This is a genomic window from Kitasatospora sp. NPDC047058 (assembly GCF_040643935.1).
GTDB lineage: Bacteria > Actinomycetota > Actinomycetes > Streptomycetales > Streptomycetaceae > Kitasatospora.
Map to the genome: position 1 here is coordinate 1 of NZ_JBEYVJ010000149.1, position 17,411 is coordinate 17,411.

17 protein-coding genes and 1 riboswitch are annotated in these 17,411 nt (G+C 74.2%); of the genes, 9 read left to right on the plus strand and 8 right to left on the minus strand.

The features are described 5' to 3' along the window. Positions 1-187: 187 nt before the first annotated feature. Complete coding sequence (locus tag ABZ885_RS21960) at positions 188-676, plus strand: DUF3180 domain-containing protein (RefSeq protein ID WP_360191073.1); 489 nt, start codon at positions 188-190, stop codon at positions 674-676. 121 nt (positions 677-797) lie between these two features. Beyond that, positions 798-1,985: a hypothetical protein gene (locus tag ABZ885_RS21965; protein ID WP_360191076.1), complete on the plus strand. Its 1,188-nt coding sequence runs from the start codon at positions 798-800 to the stop codon at positions 1,983-1,985. Positions 1,986-2,200: 215 nt separating this feature from the next. On the opposite strand, the gene ABZ885_RS21970 is transcribed toward ABZ885_RS21965, so the two are convergent. Both ABZ885_RS21970 and ABZ885_RS21975 read right to left on the minus strand, forming a co-directional pair. Beyond that, entirely contained in the window at positions 2,201-2,776 is a 576-nt protein-coding gene (locus ABZ885_RS21970; RefSeq protein WP_209417100.1) for a TerD family protein, read from the minus strand. A gap of 125 nt (positions 2,777-2,901) precedes the next feature. Beyond that, entirely contained in the window at positions 2,902-3,390 is a 489-nt protein-coding gene (locus ABZ885_RS21975) for a hypothetical protein (protein ID WP_360191079.1), read from the minus strand. Between the two features lie 61 nt (positions 3,391-3,451). On the opposite strand from ABZ885_RS21975, the gene arfB reads away from it, so the two are divergent. Beyond that, positions 3,452-3,886, plus strand: coding sequence for an alternative ribosome rescue aminoacyl-tRNA hydrolase ArfB (arfB, locus tag ABZ885_RS21980; protein ID WP_360191082.1), 435 nt, complete (start codon positions 3,452-3,454; stop codon positions 3,884-3,886). A 22-nt stretch (positions 3,887-3,908) separates the two neighbouring features. On the opposite strand, the gene ABZ885_RS21985 is transcribed toward arfB, so the two are convergent. Further along, positions 3,909-4,436 (minus strand): flavin reductase family protein, encoded by a 528-nt coding sequence (locus ABZ885_RS21985; RefSeq protein WP_360191085.1) that lies wholly within the window; start codon positions 4,434-4,436, stop codon positions 3,909-3,911. Positions 4,437-4,802: 366 nt separating this feature from the next. Here ABZ885_RS21985 and ABZ885_RS21990 point away from each other — a divergent pair, with 366 nt between their 5' ends. After that, positions 4,803-6,617: a diguanylate cyclase gene (locus tag ABZ885_RS21990; protein ID WP_360191088.1), complete on the plus strand. Its 1,815-nt coding sequence runs from the start codon at positions 4,803-4,805 to the stop codon at positions 6,615-6,617. Between the two features lie 144 nt (positions 6,618-6,761). After that, on the plus strand, positions 6,762-7,733 hold the full coding sequence (locus ABZ885_RS21995; protein WP_360191091.1) for a carbohydrate-binding protein: 972 nt from the start codon (positions 6,762-6,764) through the stop codon (positions 7,731-7,733). Between the two features lie 79 nt (positions 7,734-7,812). Here the strand turns inward: ABZ885_RS21995 and nagA are convergent, their stop codons facing one another. Both nagA and ABZ885_RS22005 read right to left on the minus strand, forming a co-directional pair. After that, the gene (gene nagA / locus ABZ885_RS22000; RefSeq protein ID WP_360191094.1) at positions 7,813-8,988 is read right to left on the minus strand and encodes an N-acetylglucosamine-6-phosphate deacetylase; all 1,176 of its coding nucleotides are present in this window, start codon (positions 8,986-8,988) and stop codon (positions 7,813-7,815) included. Continuing rightward, positions 8,985-9,932, minus strand: a complete 948-nt coding sequence (locus ABZ885_RS22005) for an ROK family protein (RefSeq protein ID WP_360191097.1) — start codon at positions 9,930-9,932, stop codon at positions 8,985-8,987. The genes nagA and ABZ885_RS22005 overlap by 4 nt, the downstream gene beginning before the upstream one ends. A 353-nt stretch (positions 9,933-10,285) precedes the next feature. Between ABZ885_RS22005 and ABZ885_RS22010 the strand changes: the two genes are divergently transcribed. Then, complete coding sequence (locus tag ABZ885_RS22010; RefSeq protein ID WP_360191100.1) at positions 10,286-11,572, plus strand: extracellular solute-binding protein; 1,287 nt, start codon at positions 10,286-10,288, stop codon at positions 11,570-11,572. 18 nt (positions 11,573-11,590) lie between these two features. Here ABZ885_RS22010 and ABZ885_RS22015 read toward each other — a convergent pair whose 3' ends face one another. Beyond that, positions 11,591-11,935: a cupin domain-containing protein gene (locus tag ABZ885_RS22015; protein WP_360191103.1), complete on the minus strand. Its 345-nt coding sequence runs from the start codon at positions 11,933-11,935 to the stop codon at positions 11,591-11,593. Positions 11,936-12,069: 134 nt separating this feature from the next. On the opposite strand from ABZ885_RS22015, the gene ABZ885_RS22020 reads away from it, so the two are divergent. Then, positions 12,070-12,297, plus strand: a complete 228-nt coding sequence (locus tag ABZ885_RS22020; RefSeq protein WP_360191105.1) for a DUF3263 domain-containing protein — start codon at positions 12,070-12,072, stop codon at positions 12,295-12,297. 78 nt (positions 12,298-12,375) lie between these two features. Continuing rightward, positions 12,376-13,215 carry a trehalose-phosphatase gene (gene otsB, locus ABZ885_RS22025; RefSeq protein WP_360191108.1) on the plus strand — a complete coding sequence of 280 codons (840 nt, stop codon included), beginning with the start codon at positions 12,376-12,378 and terminating at the stop codon, positions 13,213-13,215. A gap of 30 nt (positions 13,216-13,245) precedes the next feature. Here otsB and ABZ885_RS22030 read toward each other — a convergent pair whose 3' ends face one another. Both ABZ885_RS22030 and ABZ885_RS22035 read right to left on the minus strand, forming a co-directional pair. Beyond that, entirely contained in the window at positions 13,246-14,724 is a 1,479-nt protein-coding gene (locus tag ABZ885_RS22030; RefSeq protein ID WP_360191111.1) for a trehalose-6-phosphate synthase, read from the minus strand. A 38-nt stretch (positions 14,725-14,762) separates the two neighbouring features. Next, positions 14,763-15,779, minus strand: coding sequence for a glucosyl-3-phosphoglycerate synthase (locus tag ABZ885_RS22035; protein WP_360191114.1), 1,017 nt, complete (start codon positions 15,777-15,779; stop codon positions 14,763-14,765). A gap of 262 nt (positions 15,780-16,041) precedes the next feature. Further along, positions 16,042-16,174: riboswitch (SAM riboswitch) on the plus strand. Between the two features lie 16 nt (positions 16,175-16,190). Between ABZ885_RS22035 and thrC the strand changes: the two genes are divergently transcribed. After that, on the plus strand, positions 16,191-17,411 hold a 1,221-nt coding region (gene thrC, locus ABZ885_RS22040), incomplete at its 3' end, for a threonine synthase (RefSeq protein WP_360191117.1).

Below are 17,411 nucleotides of genomic sequence, written 5' to 3' on the forward strand. Positions count from 1 at the left end.
GGCGCGCCCGCCCGGGCGGCCGGGCGGCCGGGGAACTCCGGCGGGGGCCCCGGCCGTACGAGTAGGTGTCCGCTCCTCCCCGCACACCGGTGTCCGCCGGCCCGGGCCCGGTACGGTGGCCTGGCGCCGTCGTACCCCGCCCCGGGGGCGGCCGCCCGACTCTGGTACCCGGAAGGACCACGACCGAGTGAAGCTGCTTCGCCTCCGCCTGCTGATCGGCATCATCGCCGTCATGACGGCGCTGTCCTGGGCCGGCGCCAAGCTGTGGGCCTCCCTGGACACGCTGCCCGCCGTGCCCGGCGCGGCGCCGGTGGTGCTGGCCGCGGTGGCGGTGATCCTGCTCGCCACGGCGATCTCGCTGCGGTCCCGGCTGAAGGCGGCGCGCGAGCGGCAGCCCGGCGCCAAGCGGGTCGACCCGCTGGGCGCGGCCCGGGCGGTGGTGCTGGGGCAGGCGAGCGCCCTGGTCTCGGCCGTCGTCACCGGCATCTACGCGGGGGCGGGGATCTACCTGCTGGGCGAGCTGGACGTGCCCGCCCGCAAGGACCAGGCCATCACGGCCGGGCTCGCGGTGCTCGCCGGGGCCGCGGTGATCGCGGCGGCGCTCTGGCTGCAGCACGTCTGCAAGCTGCCGGAGAACCACGACGGCCCGAACGGTCCGGCGGCCACCCACCGCTGAACGGGCGCACCCGCGTGATCCCGGCGGAGGGCCGGGCGCATGCGGTACGGCTCGCGCAGTGTCAAGGGCCAAAGCCGACCCTGGGCTGACAGAGCCCCAATTCGCACGCTAGTTTCTTGGCATGTCTCGCGGACGCCATCGTCATTCCTCCGTCCTCGGCCGGGTCTTCCCCCCCACCGCCGCCGGTGCGCTCATCGTGGCCGCGGTGGCTGCGCTGGTCTTCAGTCAGGACACCATCCTGGTCCGCTCGGTGGGCGTGGCCGCGGTGCTCGCGGCGCTCGGGATCGCGGTGCTGCTGCGCCAGCGCGACCGGGCCGCCCGTGCCGCGGCCGAGGTGTCCGTCGCACAGCGGCTCCGGGCCGAGGAACGCTTCGAGGAGCAGCTCGCCGAGGCCGAGTACGCCGCGGAGGTCGCCGAGGAACGGGCCACCCGGTTCGGCCGGCGGCTGACGGCGGAGAAGTCCCGGCTGGCGAAGGCCGAGACCGAGATCGCCCGGCTGCTGCGCGAGCGGGCCGTGCTGGTCGCGGAGCAGGCGCTCAAGGAGGCCGAGGCGACGCAGCGCGCGCTCGCCGCGAGCCGCCCCAAGTACCCGGCCAGCCCGGCCGCGTACGTCCGTGCCGCGTCCGTGCTGCGGCAGCTGGAGCGGCGCGCGGCCGCGCAGCAGGAGCAACGGGAGCGTGCGGCCGGCGCGGAGCTCGCGCTGCGCGCCCGTACGGCGCCTGCGGCCGTCTCCGCGCCCGCAGCGGCGGTTCCCGCGGTGCCGGCTCCGGTGGTCCCCGCGGTGCCCGCGCCGGTGGCCCCTGCCGTGCCGGCTCCGGTGGCTCCTGCGGTGCCCGCGCCGGCGGTGTCCAGGCCTGCGGCGGCGGCTCCGGCCGTCCCGGCCCCCGCGGCCCCGGTGCGGCCGGCGCTGACCGCGACGGTCGGTCAGCTCGGCGGTGCCCAGGTCGCACCGGTGGTGCCGGCGGAGCGGCAGCGACCGCGGCCGGCGCAGTCCGGGGCGGCGCGCGGGCCGGGCTTCAGCTTCTTCGGCCGCGGCGCCGGTGCGCCGGCCCGGCCGGCGGCCCCGGCCCCGGCCGTGGGCAGCGTCGCGGAGCTGGGCGAGCGCGCGGACCTGGCGGACGTGGTGGGCGACGAGGCGGTGGCGGCCCAGGCCGAGGCCAAGGCCGCCCTGGCCCAGGAGGCGGACCGTCCGGCCGGCGCCGGGGCGGAGCCGGCCGGGGCGGAGCAGGCGCAGCCGAAGGTGGTCGACCTGACCCCGGACGACGAGACCGAACTGCTGCAGCTCCCGGAGCTGCGCGCCTCGCGCTGAGGCCCGGAGCCCGGCTGTTCCCGGCGCAGGAGACCGACCCGGTCTCCTGCGCCGAGGTGTTTCCGGGGTCGGGTGGTCCAGCGGGCCGGGTGCTTCACGGGCGGTGCGTCCGGGGTCGGTGCGTCCGGGGGCGGGGCGTCTCCCGGGCCGCCCGGGAACGGCGAAGCGCCCGGCCCCTGAGACGGAGGGGGGCCGGGCGCTTCGCGGGGGTGGCGTCAGATCTGGACGCCGAAGTCCTGGGCGATGCCCGCGAGGCCGGAGGCGTAGCCCTGGCCGACGGCGCGGAACTTCCACTCGGCGCCGTTGCGGTAGAGCTCGCCGAAGATCATGGCGGTCTCGGTGGCGGCGTCCTCGGAGAGGTCGTAGCGGGCGATCTCGGCACCGCCGGCCGCGTTCACGACGCGGATGTAGGCGTTGCGGACCTGGCCGAAGTTCTGCGAACGGGCCACGGCGTCGTAGATCGAGACCGGGAAGGTGATCTTGACGGCCTCGGCCGGCAGGCCGGCCAGGTTGACGTTGATCGCCTCGTCGTCGCCGGCGCCCTCGCCGGTGCGGTTGTCACCGGTGTGGACGACGGTGCTGTCCGGGGTGCTGGTGTTGTTGAAGAAGACGAAGTGGCTGTTGGACAGCACCTTGCCGTCCGCGTTCAGCACGATCGCGCTGGCGTCGAGGTCGAACTCGGCACCGGTCGTGGTGCGGACGTCCCAGCCGAGACCGACGGTGACCGCGGACAGGCCGGGGGCCTCCTTGGTCAGCGAGACGTTGCCACCCTTGGAGAGGCTCACTGGCATGGTGTGTGCAGTCCCTTCGTTGCTTGTGCCCGGGATAACGCGGGCGGGCGTGGGCTTGGTTCCACGCCCCGCGGCAAATTCTTTTGGGCGAATCAGGTTTGGGCAATGGCCGGATCAAAGCCCGGTCAGATTCTCCGGAACCGGCCCTGGAGTGACCAGATGTTCGGATTGTCGGCCAGATCGGGGTGCATGTCGAAGAGGTCGGCCAGGGTGTCCTGGAGGAAGTCGCGGGCCTCGCGCCGCAGGTCGCTGTGGCGGACCACGGCGGGCTCCTCGTCCGGCAGCCAGGTGGCGCTGACCTCGACCCAGTTGAAGCGGCGGGCGAAGCGCAGCAGCTCGGTGTTCTGGGTGAAGTCGAGGTCGGCGGTCTGCACCCGGGCGGCGCGGCTGCCGTCGGGGTCGCGGTCCAGCTGTTCGGCGATGTCGCAGAGCGCCCAGGCGAAGTCGAGCACCGGCACCCATCCCCAGGCTGTGGACAGTTCCGTGCCGTCGCTGTCCAGGTAGACGTCGCCGCAGAACAGGTCGTACCGCAGCGCGTGCACCGAGGCGGTGCGGTAGTCGGTCTGCGGAGGGTCGGGGAAGCGGTTGGAGAGGGAGTAGCCGAGCTCGATCACCCGGCCATTGTCCAGGTAAAAGCGGGTGACCGGCACAGGTCCGGCGCGGGATGATGGGCCCATGCCCGAGCCCATCCGCGTACGGGGGTCGGTGGTCGTCCCCGACGCCGAGCTCGTCTGGCGCTTCTCGCGTTCCTCCGGCCCCGGTGGCCAGCACGTCAACACCTCCGACACCCAGGTCGAGCTGCGCTACGACCTGGCCGCCTCGGCCGCGCTGCCCGAGGTGTGGAAGCAGCGCGCCCTGGAGCGGCTGGCCGGCCGGCTGGTGGACGGGCGGGTGCTGGTGGTGCGCGCCTCCGAGCACCGCTCGCAGTGGCGCAACCGCGAGGTCGCCGCGGCCCGGCTGGCGTCGCTGCTGGGCGAGGCCACCGCGCCGCCGCCGAAGGCCCGCCGGGCGACGAAGCCGAGCCGGGGGATGGTCGAGCGGCGGCTCTCCAACAAGAAGCACCGTGCCGAGCTGAAGCAGGGCCGGCGCGCCCCGCGGGGCGGCGAGTGACCCGGCTGTCCGGGCGCGGGCCTCAGCCCAGCTGCCGGTAGCCGCCGCGGAAGTAGAGCAGCGGGCGGCCGCCCGGGTCGGGCACCACGGCCTCCAGGACGCGGCCGAGCAGCAGGGTGTGGTCGCCGGCGGGTATCCGCTGCTCGGTGCGGCACTCGACGGTGGCGAGCGCGCCCTCGATCAGCGGCGCGCCGCTGTACGGGCCGCGGCGGTGCGGCGCTTCGGCGAACAGCAGGCGGTCGCTGAGCCGGCCCTTCATGGCGAACCGCGAACCGAGCGTCTTCTGCTCCTCGGAGAGCAGCGAGACCGCCCAGGTCTCCGCGCGGGAGAGCACCTCGTCCATCCGGGAGTCCTCGCGGACGGAGATCAGCACCAGCGGCGGCTCCAGCGAGACGGAGAGGAAGGACGTGGCGGTCATGCCGACGTCCTCGCCGTCCTCCGGGTCGTGGACGGTCACCAGGCTCACTCCGGACGCGAGCTGGGAGAGCGCCGCCCGGAACTCGTCGGGCGTTGCTTGGGAGGCAGCTTCGGGCTGCGGGGACGAGTACACGTACCGCACGGTAGTCGGCGCGGGCGCGCGACGGCATCGGCCCGTGGTCGTAGGACCAGCGCCGCAGGGGTGACGGCGGACGGCCGTGCTCACCCCCGGGAGTGAAGGCAGGGGGCCTGGCGGCCTCCTGGTGACTCCAGTGCGCGGCCAATGCGGCCGACCACCAGAAATGTCCCGATAAAGCTCCGAGTCCGTTATGGGCGGATGGACTGATTAAGGGGGCATTGGTGCCGTGTGATTTAAGTCACAAGTGGTGGCCTATTGCTGACCGAGCGTGCCGAACGCTGTGCTCCCTGTGATTCAGTTCTTCTGGCAATCGGACGATAACCATTCAAGAACTATCCGAAGCAGCCGGGGAGCCCCCGCATGGAAGCCGAGTCGGAGCCGTACGTCCGTCTCGCGACCCTCCGCACCTTGCACCGGGTCGTGGCGGACCTCAACGCTGCCCGCAGCCTGGCGGGCACGCTGCAGGCCGTGGTCGAGGGCGCGGTGCACGGGCTCGGCTTCGACGCCGCCGCGGTCAGCCTGGTCCGGCCGGACGGGGACCTCGTGGTGGCGGCCGTCTGGGAGCTGGAGGAGAGCGCCATGGGCGGCCCCTCCGTGCTGCTCGGCCAGGTCGGCTCGCGCGAGTCCTGGGACCGGCTGCTCGGCGTCAGCGACCACTGGGGCACCCTCCGCTTCCTGCCCTACGACCGCGGCTGGGCCGTGGCCAGCGACATCCCGCGCTGGATCGGCGACGGCCCGATGCCCGTCTACGCCAACGACTGGCACCCGGCCGACGGCCTGCTCGCCCCGATGTACAGCGCCGGCGGCGACCTGCTCGGCGTCCTCTCGGTGGACCGGCCGCGCAGCGGGAAGCGCCCCGGCGCCTGGACCAGGGAGGCGCTGGAGATGTTCTCCCTGCAGGCCTCCATCGCGATCGGCAACGCCCGGCTGCGGGCCGAGATGCAACGCGCGCTGGCCCGCCTGGAGAAGGAGCAGCAGGCCCTGCGGGCCAGCGAGGAGAGCTTCCGCCAGGCGTTCGAGTACGCGCCCAGCGGGATGGCCATCACCGAGCTGCACGGCGCCGGGCGCGGCCAGCTGACCAGGGTCAACGACGCGCTCTGCCGCCTGCTCGGCCGCCCCCGCGCGGTGCTGCGCCAGCAGAGCTTCGCCGACCTCGTGCACCCCGACGACCGCGCCCTGCTGGAGCGGACCAGCGCCGAGAGCGGCCGGGCCGAGCTGCGGCTCTCCCGGCGCGACGGCGGCTACCAGTGGGTGTGCCTGCGCAACTCGATCGTCGCCGACGCGGCCGAGGGCCCGAGCTTCCTGCTCACCCACGTCGAGGACATCGAGGACCGCAAGCGGCACGAACTCCAGCTCGCGCACCGGGCCAGCCACGACGCCCTCACCGGCCTGCCGAACAGCGCCGAGCTCAAGGCCCGGCTGGGCCGGCGGCTCTGCAACGAACCGCAGACCGTCGGCGCCGTCGCCGGAGCGGCTGCCGGCCTCGGCGAGGGGCCCTACCAGCAGTCCTACGGCTTCCCGGCCGACTCCTACGGCGCGCACTCCGCGTACGACGGCCTGGACGGGACGGACCCGCTCTCCGGGCCGGTGCACCACTACGGCACCGCCGAGGGCTACGCGCTGCCGGCCACGGTGCCCGGCGGGCCGCTCGGCTACGGCGAGCACGTGCACGCGGTGGTCCCGGCCGACCACGGCGCCGGCGGCGACGTCTGGTCGGGCCCGTTCCGCTCGGGCGGCGCGGCCGTCGCCGAGAAGGGGCTCGCCGTGCTCTTCTGCGACCTCGACGGCTTCAAGTCGATCAACGACCGGTTCGGCCACAACGCGGGCGACGCCGTCCTGGTCGAGGTGGCCCGCCGGCTCAGCCAGGCCGTGCGCGACGGCGACACGGTGGCCCGGCTCGGCGGCGACGAGTTCGTGGTGCTGGCCGACGGCATCGGCCGCGAGGAGGCCAAGGACCTCGCCCACCGGCTGCGCAACGCGATCATCCCGCCGATGCGGATCGACGGCCGGGCGATGCGGGTCGGCGTCAGCCTCGGCGTCGGCTGGGCCGGCTGCGGCATGAGCATCGAGGAGGTGCTGCACACCGCGGACGAGCGGATGTACGACGAGAAGCGGGCGCGCGGCGGTTCGGTGCGGGGCGCGCGGGGCGAGCGGTCGCACCGTCGGGCCGGCTGACGTCCGCATTCCGGACCAAAGCTACCGGCGGGTTGTCAAGGGGTCTTTCCGGACGGCCGGGAACGGCAGGTAGGGTTCCGGGGTACGAGCGACCACTAGCGCCGGCGGCACGGCAGCCCGGCGACGCGAAACGCGATGGGGGAGTTGACCACCGTGACGACCGCCGGCAGCAATGGAGTGCCCGAGGGCCCGGAAGGCGGTGCCCCGCAGGACGACGACCCCTTCGGTTACCTCTACCGTCCGGCCGACGGCAGCACCGCGCAGGCGGCCGAGCCGCAGCAGGGCGTGCCTCGGACGCCGTACAGCCGCCCGATGGAGGTCGGCCGCGCCCAGTACGGGCAGCAGCGCCAGCAGCCCTACCCGCCGCAGCAGTCCGGCTACCCGCAGGGCGGCCCCGGCCAGCCGTACGGGCAGCAGCCCGAGTACGGCGCCGCGGCCACCCAGCAGGCCCGGTACGCCGAGCACTCCCGGCCGCAGCCGGGCGAGGAGCGGCCGGGCGGCGGGCGGAGCAAGGGCGCGGTGATCGGTGCGGTGGCGGTCGTCGCGGCCATCGCGATCGGCGCCGGGATCGCGCTCTCCACCGGTGGCCCGGACGACGACAAGAAGGCGAAGGCCGGGAAGACCAGCAGCCAGACCGCCGCGCCGCCGGCCCCGAGCACCGGTGCGGGCACCCCGTCCGGCGCCGGTTCGCCGTCGGCCTCCGCTGCCGTGTCCGGGCCGGTCACCGTCGACGCCGGGCAGCTCCAGGCGCAGAACGCACCGTCCGCCAACGCGGTGAAGGGCGCCAAGTCCGCGGACGGCAGCTACCTGACGCTGCAGCAGGGCGCCACGGTGAGCTGGACCGGCGAGGTGGCCGCGGCCGGGACGTACAAGCTGACCGTGCACTTCAACAACGCGGCGGGCGACGTGAAGGCCACCGCGGCGGTCAACGGCAAGGACTGGCCGAGCGGGCTGTCGTTCAAGAACTACTCGCCCGGCAAGGACCCGGCGTCCTCCTGGTACACCACGTTCATACTCCCGCAGCTGCAGGCCGGTTCGAACACCGTCGCCATCGCCAACCCGGGCGGTGGGCCGGTGCTGATCGACCAGATCACGGTCGAGCCGTACGGCGGCTGAGCCCGCCTGCGCCCGGACGCCCGGCGGCCGCCCGCTCCCCTCGGGGACGGGCGGCCGCCGGCGTTTCGCGAGGCGCCCGTCAGGCGGGCTTGACCGTGCCGAAGCGGCCGCCGCCGGTGATCCACTCGCCGCGGCGCATGACGGCCACCAGGTCGTACGTCCCGGAGTCGACCACGACCAGGTCGGCGTACTTGCCGGCCTCCAGCGAGCCGACCGAGCCGTCCAGGCCGAGCAGACGGGCCGGGGCGGCCGAGAGCGACTCGGCGGCCTGGTTCAGCGTCAGGCCGTTGACGGTGAGGGCGCGCTTGAACGCCACGTCCAGGGTGAGCGTGGAGCCGGCGATCGCGCCGCCCTCGACCAGCCGGGCGACGCCGTTCCTGACCTCGACCTGGAGCGGGCCGAGCGGGTAGAGGCCGTCGCCCATGCCGGCCGCGCCCATCGCGTCGGTGATCAGCGCGACCCGGGAGGCCCCGGCGGTGCCGTAGGCGAGGTCCAGCACCGACGGGTGCAGGTGCACGCCGTCGTTGATCAGCTCGACGGTGACCCGCTCGTCCTCCAGCAGCGCCACGATCGGGCCGGGCGCCCGGTGCGCGATGCCCGGCATCGCGTTGAACAGGTGGGTGGCCACCGTGGCACCCGCCTCGATCGCCTCCAGCGTCCGGGCGTAGTCGGAGTCGGTGTGGCCCACCGCCGCGATCACCCCGAGGTCGGCCAGCATCCGCACCGACTCCAGGCCGCCGGGCAGCTCCGGGGCCAGCGTGACCATCCTGGCGTGCCCGCGCGCCGCGTCGACCAGTTTGCGCACCAGCGCCGGGTCCGGATCGCGCAGCAGGTCCGGGCGGTGCGCGCCGCACCGGCCCGGCGAGATGAACGGGCCTTCGAAGTGGATGCCCGCCAGCACGCCGTCCTCGGCCAGCTCGGACAGCACGTGCGCCTGCCGGGCCACCTCGTCGATCTCCCCGGTCACCGTGGAGGCCACCGTCGTCGTGGTGCCGTGCTCCAGGTGCGTGCGGGCGGCCCGCAGCGCCTCCTCGGCCACCCCGGACGCGTACGAGGCACCACCGCCGCCGTGCACGTGCAGGTCCACGAACCCGGGCACCACCGTGTACCCGGCCAGGTCGAGGTCACCGGGCTCGGTGGCACCGCCCAGACCGGCGATCCGGGAGCCGTCGATCGTGAGGCGGTCCCCGTCGACGACACCACCGGGCAGGACCAGGCTGGCGCCGGACAGGGCAAAGCGGTCCGCGGCAGTCACGCGGTCACCTCCAAGGAGAGCAGGTCCCAGGCGAGCAGGCCCGCGCCCAGGGATGCGGCGGTGTCTTTGAGCATGGCCGGTACGACCTCGGGGGGCATCTGGAAGGTCAGCCGCTCGCGCACGGCCGCGCGCAGAGGAGTGAAGAGGGTGTCGCCGGCCTCGGCCAGGCCGCCGCCGACGATCACCGTGGAGGGGTCGAGCAGGCTCTGGGCCAGCACGATCCCGTCGGCGAGGGCGTCCACCGCGTGCTGCCAGACCGCGACCGCGCGCTCGTCCCCGGCGTCCACCGCGGCGGCGCAGGATGCCGCGTCGGCGTCGGGGCCCCCGCCGGCCGCGGCCCAGGCGCGGGAGACGGCGGAGGCGGAGGCGAGGGTCTCCAGGCAGCCGCGGGCGCCGCAGCCGCACTGCGGGCCGCCCGGCCGGACCACGACGTGGCCGATCTCGCCGCCGTAGCCGTGGGCGCCGGCCTCGATCCGGCCGCCGATGCCGATGGCGCCGGCGATGCCGGTGCCCAGCGCGATGAACAGGAAGCGGTCGACACCCCGGCCGGCGCCGAGCCGGCCCTCGGCCAGGCCGCCCGACCGCACGTCGTGGCCGAGGGCGACCGGCATGGCGGCCCCGTCCGGGCCGGCCAGGCGCCGGCCCAGCAGCTCGCGCAGCGGTAGGTCCCGCCAGCCGAGGTTGGCGGAGAAGACCGCGATGCCGTTCGTCTCGTCGATCGTCCCCGGGACGGCGACGCCCGCCGCCAGCGGGGCGGCGCCGAAGCGGCTGCGGCCCTCGTCCGCCAGGTCGGCGGCGAAGTCGAGGATGGCGGCGACGACGGCGTCCGTGCCGTGCTCCCGCCCGGTCGGTCGGCGTGCTTCGAACAGCACGGAGCCGTCCTGGGCGAGCAGCGCGGCCTTCATGCCGGTGCCGCCCACATCGAGTGCGATGACGTGCTTCACGGGGGACAGTTTCCCTTGGCCGGTCGGAGAGGTCTAGTCCAGTTATCGGATTGGTCTGGTCCATAGTGAGTGAGCTTTGTCGCAGAAGCATGCGGTGTGCGGCACTTTGCGCGTACCGCCGGGCCCCGTCGCACCGGGGTCCCGGGGCGGCCCGGCCGGGCCCCGGGCCTGGGTCGCCCCGATTCATTGCGCATCGTGCAACGACCTCCCGCACTTCGGTAACTACCCGCCGGGTCCGGCCCGGAGGTCTGGACCACTGTGCCGGGCGTTTGGCAGTGTGGCGGTCCCGGCTGCCGGATTCCACCCGTCCGGTCCCCATTTCTCCCCTCCACCACCCGAAGGCGGTACCCGCGTTGAACAGGCGCGCCCAGGCCCCCTCCCGGCTGCTCGGCACCCGGACCCTCGGCACCGCGCTGGCCGGCGCGCTGCTGCTCACCGGCTGCAGCGGCCAGGACGACAAGACGGTCACGCTCAAGCTGGTGGCGGCCGACTACGGCGAGGACGCGGCGACCAGCTCCCGGCAGTACTGGGACGACGTCGCGCGCCGCTTCGAGACCGCCAACCCGGGCGTCAAGGTCGACGTCGAGGTGGTCGGCTGGACCGACATCACCAAGCGGGTGGGCGACCTGGTGGCCGACGGCAAGTCGCCCGACCTGGTGCAGACCGGCGGCTTCGCCGACCAGGTGGCCGCGGACCGGCTCTACGCGGCGGCGGACGTCCTCTCGCTGGACACCCAGGCCAACATGATGGAGTCCTTCGCACACGCCGGGCAGGTGCTCGGCACCCAGTACGGCATCCCGTTCGTCTCCTCCTCGCGGGTGCTCTTCTACAACAAGGCGGTCTTCCAGAAGGCCGGGATCGACAAGCCGCCGGCCACCTGGAACGAGCTCAGGCAGGCCGCCGAGAAGATCAAGGCCAAGGTCCCCGGTGTCGTGCCGTACGGGCTGCCGCTCGGGCCCGAGGAGGCGCCCGCCGAGTCCATGCTCTGGACGCTCAGCGGCGGCGGCAGCCTCTCCGACGACGTCGGCAACTACACCATCGACAGCACCCAGAACCAGGCGACCTTCAACTGGCTGCGGACCAACCTGGTCGAGACCAAGCTGACGTACCCCGAGCCGGGCAGGATGAACCGGACGCCGGTGTTCACCGACTTCGTGGCCGGCAAGGTCGCGATGCTGAACGGCCACCCGACGCTGCTGCGGATGGCCGCCAAGGCGAAGGTCGACTTCGGGACGGCGCCGATCCCCAGGAAGGACGGCCTGGCCAGGACCGGCAGCCTCGGGGTGGCCGACTGGATGATGGCGTTCAAGGCCAACGGGCACCGGAACGAGATCCGCAAGTTCCTGACCTTCGTGTACGCGAAGGACAACCAGCTCAAGTTCGACGAGACGTACAACCTGCTGCCGGTCACCCAGGACGCCTTCACGGAGATGACCAGGGACGGGAAGCACGAGGACCTGAAGCAGTTCGCGGCCGGGCTGGGCAACGCCAGCTTCTACCCGTTCGGCGACCCGGCCTGGGTCGAGGTCAGCAATCAGATCAAGGCCGGGATCGGCGGGGCCGCGACGGGGGACGCCAAGCAGGTGCTGGAGGACCTGCAGCAGAAGGCGGTGAAGGAGGCGGCCCGGCTCCGCAAGTGAATCCGGGCCGCCGGGGGGTCAGAGGGTGATCGCGTAGGCCTTGCGCAGGGTCTCGTGGACCGTCCAGGTGGTGCGGTCCCCGGCGCGCAGCACCGCGCAGTCGCCCGGGCCGACGTGCAGGGTCGGGCCGCCGTCGATCTCGATGGTGGCCCGGCCGCTCAGCACCACGAACAGCTCGTCGGCCTCGACGTCGGTGACCACGCCCGGGGTGATCTGCCAGATGCCGCGCAGCTGGCGGCCGTCGGCGGACTCGGAGAGCACCCGGCCGGAGACCTCGGGGGTGCCGGAGACGATCTGGGCCGGGTCGAGCGGGTCCGGTTCGAGCTCGGCGGTGGGGATGTGCAGGACGAAGCTTTCGGTCATGCCCCGACGCTAGCCAGCCGGGCGGGGTGGCGCGGGGCGCACAGTGTGTCGGGTGTGCGGGGGAGAATGACACTCCGTAGTGGTGGCGCCGTCGTGGGTGGCGCCGTGCGGTGGCGGGCGGAGGCGGGCCGGGCATGGGCGGGCTGAGCGAACGGGACGTGGCGGTGCTGGAACTCGAAGGACGGCAGTGGCGGACGGCCGGGGCCAAGGAGCGGGCCGTCCGGGAGGAGCTGGGGCTCTCCAGCACGCGGTACTACCAGCTGCTGAACGCCCTGCTGGACCGGCCCGAGGCGCTCGCGCACGCGCCGGTGCTGGTGAACCGGCTGCGCCGGGTCCGGGCCGCCCGGCGCGCCGCCCGCTGACGCCTCGGCCGGGCGGGAGCGCCACCGGGGGGCATGGGTGGGTGCGTCGGCGGGCGGCGGCTGGGTATGGGTCCCGGCATGGGCCTTGAGGACACGGTGCAGCTGAGGACGGAAGCCGGGCGCAAGGGGCTGGAGGCGCTTCTCGCCTCGCCGCGCGAGGCGGTGGTGGCGCTGGACTTCGACGGGACGCTGGCGCCGATCGTGGCGGACCCGAGCCGGGCGCGGGCGCACCCCGGGGTGGCGGGGGCGCTGCGGGCGCTGGCCCCCCGGGTGCGATCGGTCGTGGTGGTGACGGGCCGGCCGGCCGGGCTGGCCGCCGAGTACGGCGGGTTCGCGGGGATCGACGGCCTGGTGGTGCTGGGCCACTACGGCGCCGAACGCTGGGAGGCCGGTGCGCTGACGGCGCCGGCGGTGCACCCGGGGGTGGCCGGTGCGCGGGCCGGCCTGGACGGGGTATTGGCCGGGGCCGGGGCGCCGGCCGGGACGTGGGTGGAGGACAAGGGGCGGTCGCTGGCGGTGCACACCCGGCGGACGGAGGCACCGGAGCAGGCCCTGGAGCTGCTGCGTGCGCCGGTGGAGGCGCTGGCCGCGGAGCACGGGCTGGTGGTGGAGCCGGGCCGGCTGGTGCTGGAGCTGCGGCCGCCGGGGGTGGACAAGGGGGCGGCGCTGCGCGGGTTCCTGGCGGAGCGGGACGCCCGGACGGTGCTGTACGCGGGTGACGACCTGGGGGACGTCGCGGCCTTCGCGGCGGTGGAGGAGCTGCGCGCGGAGGGCCTGGCCGGGCTGCTGGTGTGCAGCGGTGCGGTGGGCGACGCGCCGGTGAAGGAGCTCGCCGACCGGGCCGACGTGGTGGTCGAGGGCCCGGCCGGCGTGGTGGCACTGCTGGAGCGGCTGGCGGCGGAGCTACGGCCTGTCTGAGCCTGCGCAGGCTCGGCCGGGGGCGTCGGCTCAGCCGACGTCGTCGAGGGCGTTGAGCTGGTCGAGGAACCACTGCTGGGGCGGCAGCGCCGTCGCCGCGGCGGCGAGCCGCTTGGTGCGGTCGGCGCGCTCGTCGGCCGGCATGCCGAGCGCCGTGTGCAGGGCCTCGGCGGTGGCGATCACGTCGTACGGGTTGACCGTCAGCGCATCGTCGGCGAGTTCGGCGTGGGCGCCGGCCTCGCGGGAGAGGACGAGGGCGCAGCCGCGGTCGGAGACCACGGGCACCTCCTTGGCGACCAGGTTCATGCCGTCGCGGATCGGGTTGACCAGGGCGACGTCGGCCAGCCGGTAGGCGGCCAGCGAGCGCGGGAAGTCGTCGTTGACGTGCAGGATCAGCGGCTGCCAGGAGGGGGTGGCGAACTCGGCGTTGATCTCCTCGGCGAGCCGCCGGACCTGGGCGGTGTAGTCGCGGTACTCGGCCAGGTCGGTCCGGGACGGGTAGGCGAAGGCGATGTGCACCACCCGGTCCCGCCACTCGGGCCGGGTCCGCAGCAGGTGCCGGTAGGCCTGGAAGCCGCGGACGATGTTCTTGCTCAGCTCGGTGCGGTCGACCCGGACGACGGTGCGCCGGTCCCCGACGGCCGCGCGGAGGGCGGCGAGGCGTTCCTCGACGTCCGGGCGGTGGGCGCGCTCGCGCAGGAAGTCGGCGTCGGCGCCGAGCGCGTGGACGCCGAGGCGGGTGGTGCGGCCGGCGTGCGTGACGGTGAGCGCGGTGCGGTCGACGGTGGCGCCGAGGAGCTGCTCGCAGCAGTCGGCGAAGGCCAGGGCCCAGCGGCGGGTGAGGAAGCCGGCCCGGTCGGCGCCCAGGACGCCGGTGAGGACGGCCTCGGCGACGTCGTCGGGCAGCAGCCGGAAGTACTCGGGCGGCGCCCAGGGGGTGTGCGAGAAGTGGCCGGTCCGCAGATCGGGCCGGGCCGCGCGGAGCAGGGCCGGGGTCAGCGAGAGGTGGTAGTCCTGGACCAGGACGGCGGCGCCGGGGGCGGCCTCGGCGGCGAGCGCCTCGGCGAAGGCGGCGTTGTAGGCGGTGTAGGCCTGCCACTCGGCGCGGAAACCGGCGTCGAAGGCGGGTGCGGTGGGGGTGGCGTAGAGCAGGTGGTGGACGAACCAGAGGGTCGAGTTGGCCACGCCGTTGTAGGCGCGGGCGAAGGTCTCGGGATCTATGTCCAGCATCCGGACGGCTTGGCCGCCGACGTCGTGGCCGGCCCGGTCGAGCCGCCCGTCGGGTGCCTCCCGGGCGGCCCGGCGGTCGGCGTCGCCGAGGGCCGCGCAGACCCAGACGGCGTCCGGGTCGTCGATGGCGGAGAGCCCGGAGACCAGGCCGCCGCCGCCGCGGCGGAGGGTCAGCGTGCCGTCGTCCGCCGCGCTGAACGACACCGGACCCCGGTTGGAGGCCACCAGCACGGGGGCGGTGCCGGTCTGATTCGAACGCTCGGTCGTGAGATCGCCCATGGTGGGGATGTTGCCGTGGGTCCGCGGCCGCAAACCCCTCAGCGGGGGAGGTGCCGGGTCGCGTACTCGGGGACGGTGTGCATCGGGGGGCGTTCCAGGGCGGTGACCGGGTGGGTGTGGGCGGTGAAGGCGCGCGTTTCCGGGTCGCGGGTGAACTGGGTGAGCAGCGGGTGCACCAGGTCGGCGGAGGCCTTGAGCCGGTGGGTGCGGTCGAGCCGTTCGAGGGCGGTGCGGTAGATGGTGGCGGCCATCCGGCCGAGCGCCTGGCCGTCCTGGTGCCGGTGGTGGCGGACGCCGACGTCCACCTGGGCGAGGGCGTCCAGTCCGGCCGTCTCCAGGGCGTCGACCAGCAGGCCCAGCTCGACGCCGTAGCCGGTGGGGAAGGGGAGGCGTTCGAGCAGGGAGCGGCGGGCCGCGTACTCGCCGCCGAGCGGCTGGACGAAACCGGCGAGTTCCGGCCAGTGCAGGTTGAGCAGCGGGCGGGCGACCAGTTCGGTGACCCGGCCGCCGCCGGCGGGCACGACCGCCCCGTCCGTTTCGAGCGGCCGGTCGTACATCGCCTTGACCAGCTGGATGTCCGGTTCGGTGAGCAGCGGGCCGACGATGCCGGAGACGAAGGCGGGGTCGAACTCGCGCAGGTCGGCGTCGACGAAACAGACGATCTCGCCGCTGGTGACCAGCAGCGAGCGCCAGAGCACCTCGCCCTTGCCGGGGGCGGCGGGCAGCCGGGGCAGGATGTCGTCGCGGTGGACCACCCGGGCGCCGGCCGCGGCGGCCGCGGCGGCGGTGTCGTCGGCGGAGCCGGAGTCGACCACGACCAGTTCGTCGACCAGCGGCAGCCGGTCCATCAGCTCGCGGCGGATGGTGCGGACGATGTCGCCGACGGTGGCCTCCTCGTCCAGGGCGGGCAGGACGACGCTGACGGTGCCCGCGCGGCCGGCGGCCCGCTTGGCGTCCAGCAGGGTGCGCACCGGCCGGTCGGCCGCGCTCCACGAGCGGCGGCGGAGCCAGGACGCCGCCTGCGGGAGGAGCTCGGGTGTCGGGTCGGCGGGCACGGTTCTCTCCTCGGCGGGATCGGGATCGGGGGGTCGGGATCGGGTCGGGACGGGGTCTGAACGGGGTCGGGATCGGGGCTGGACGGGGTCGGGACCGGGGCGGGTCCGGGGTGGTGCGGAGGCGGGCCGGGAACGGGTGGGACGCGCCATCTCGCGTGGCGGACGGTCCCGTTCACGATCGACGCCTTCGGATACAGTCTTCGTACAGCGGTCGGACCTTCGCACGCCGGGGTCACCGTTGAGCATGACCACAACTTCACAGAGCTCATCCAGAGGGACTGAGGGAACGGCCCGTTGACGTCCCGGCAACCTTCTCGCGCGGCTGTCGTCAGGCCCCGGCGGGACAGGTGCCAATTCCGGCCTGTGGCGCGACCGCGCCATGGGGAAGATGAGGAGAGAGGCCTCGCCATCATGGCTATCGACACCGTCGCACCCGCAACCGTTGACCTCGGCCCCGCCGCCGCCCTGTCCTGTCGCGAGTGCGGTACCCGTTTCCCGCTCGGTCCGAGCTTCGCCTGCCTGGAGTGCTTCGGGCCGCTGGAGATCGCGTACGACTTCGGCGGCGAGGCCGCGGAGGAGCTGCGCAAGCGGATCGAGTCCGGTCCGGCATCGATCTGGCGGTACGCGCCGCTGCTGCCCGTCCCGGCCGACGTCGCCTCGAAGCCCAACCTGAACCCCGGCTGGACCCCGCTGGTGAAGGCGGACAACCTGGGCCGCGAGCTCGGGTTCACCGCCCAGCTGCACGTCAAGGACGACTCGGGCAACCCGACCCACTCGTTCAAGGACCGCGTGGTGGCCTGCGCGATCGAGGCGGCGCGGGCGTTCGGCTTCACCACGCTGTCCTGCTCCTCGACCGGCAACCTGGCCGGCGCGGTGGGCGCGGCGGCGGCCCGGGCCGGTTTCAAGTCCTGCGTGTTCATCCCGCACGACCTGGAGCAGGGCAAGGTCGTGATGGCCGGCGTCTACGGCGGCGAGCTGGTCGGCATCGAGGGCAACTACGACGACGTGAACCGCTTCTGCTCGGAGCTGATCGGCGACCCGGCCGGCGAGGGCTGGGGCTTCGTCAACGTCAACCTCCGCCCGTACTACGGCGAGGGTTCCAAGACGCTGGCGTACGAGATCTGCGAGCAGCTGGGCTGGCGCCTGCCGGAGCAGATCGTGATCCCGATCGCCTCGGGCTCGCAGCTGACGAAGATCGACAAGGGGCTGCAGGAGCTGATCAGGCTGGGCCTGGTCGAGGACCGGCCGTACAAGATCTTCGGCGCCCAGGCCGCGGGCTGCTCGCCGGTGTCGGCGGCGTTCAAGGCCGGTCACGACGTGATCCGGCCGGTCAAGCCGGACACCATCGCCAAGTCGCTGGCGATCGGCAACCCGGCCGACGGCCCGTACGTGCTGGACATCGCCCGCCGCACCGGCGGCGCGGTCGAGGACGTGACGGACGCCGAGGTGGTGGCCGCGATCAAGCTGCTGGCCCGCACCGAGGGCGTCTTCGCCGAGACCGCGGGCGGGGTGACCGTCGGCGTGCTGAAGAAGCTGGAGCTCAAGGTCGGCGGCAGCTGGGGAGCCAAGCGCCTCTCCGGCCAGCTCGGCGACGGCGTCGGCAACCTCTCGGTGACCACCGTCTCCGGCGCC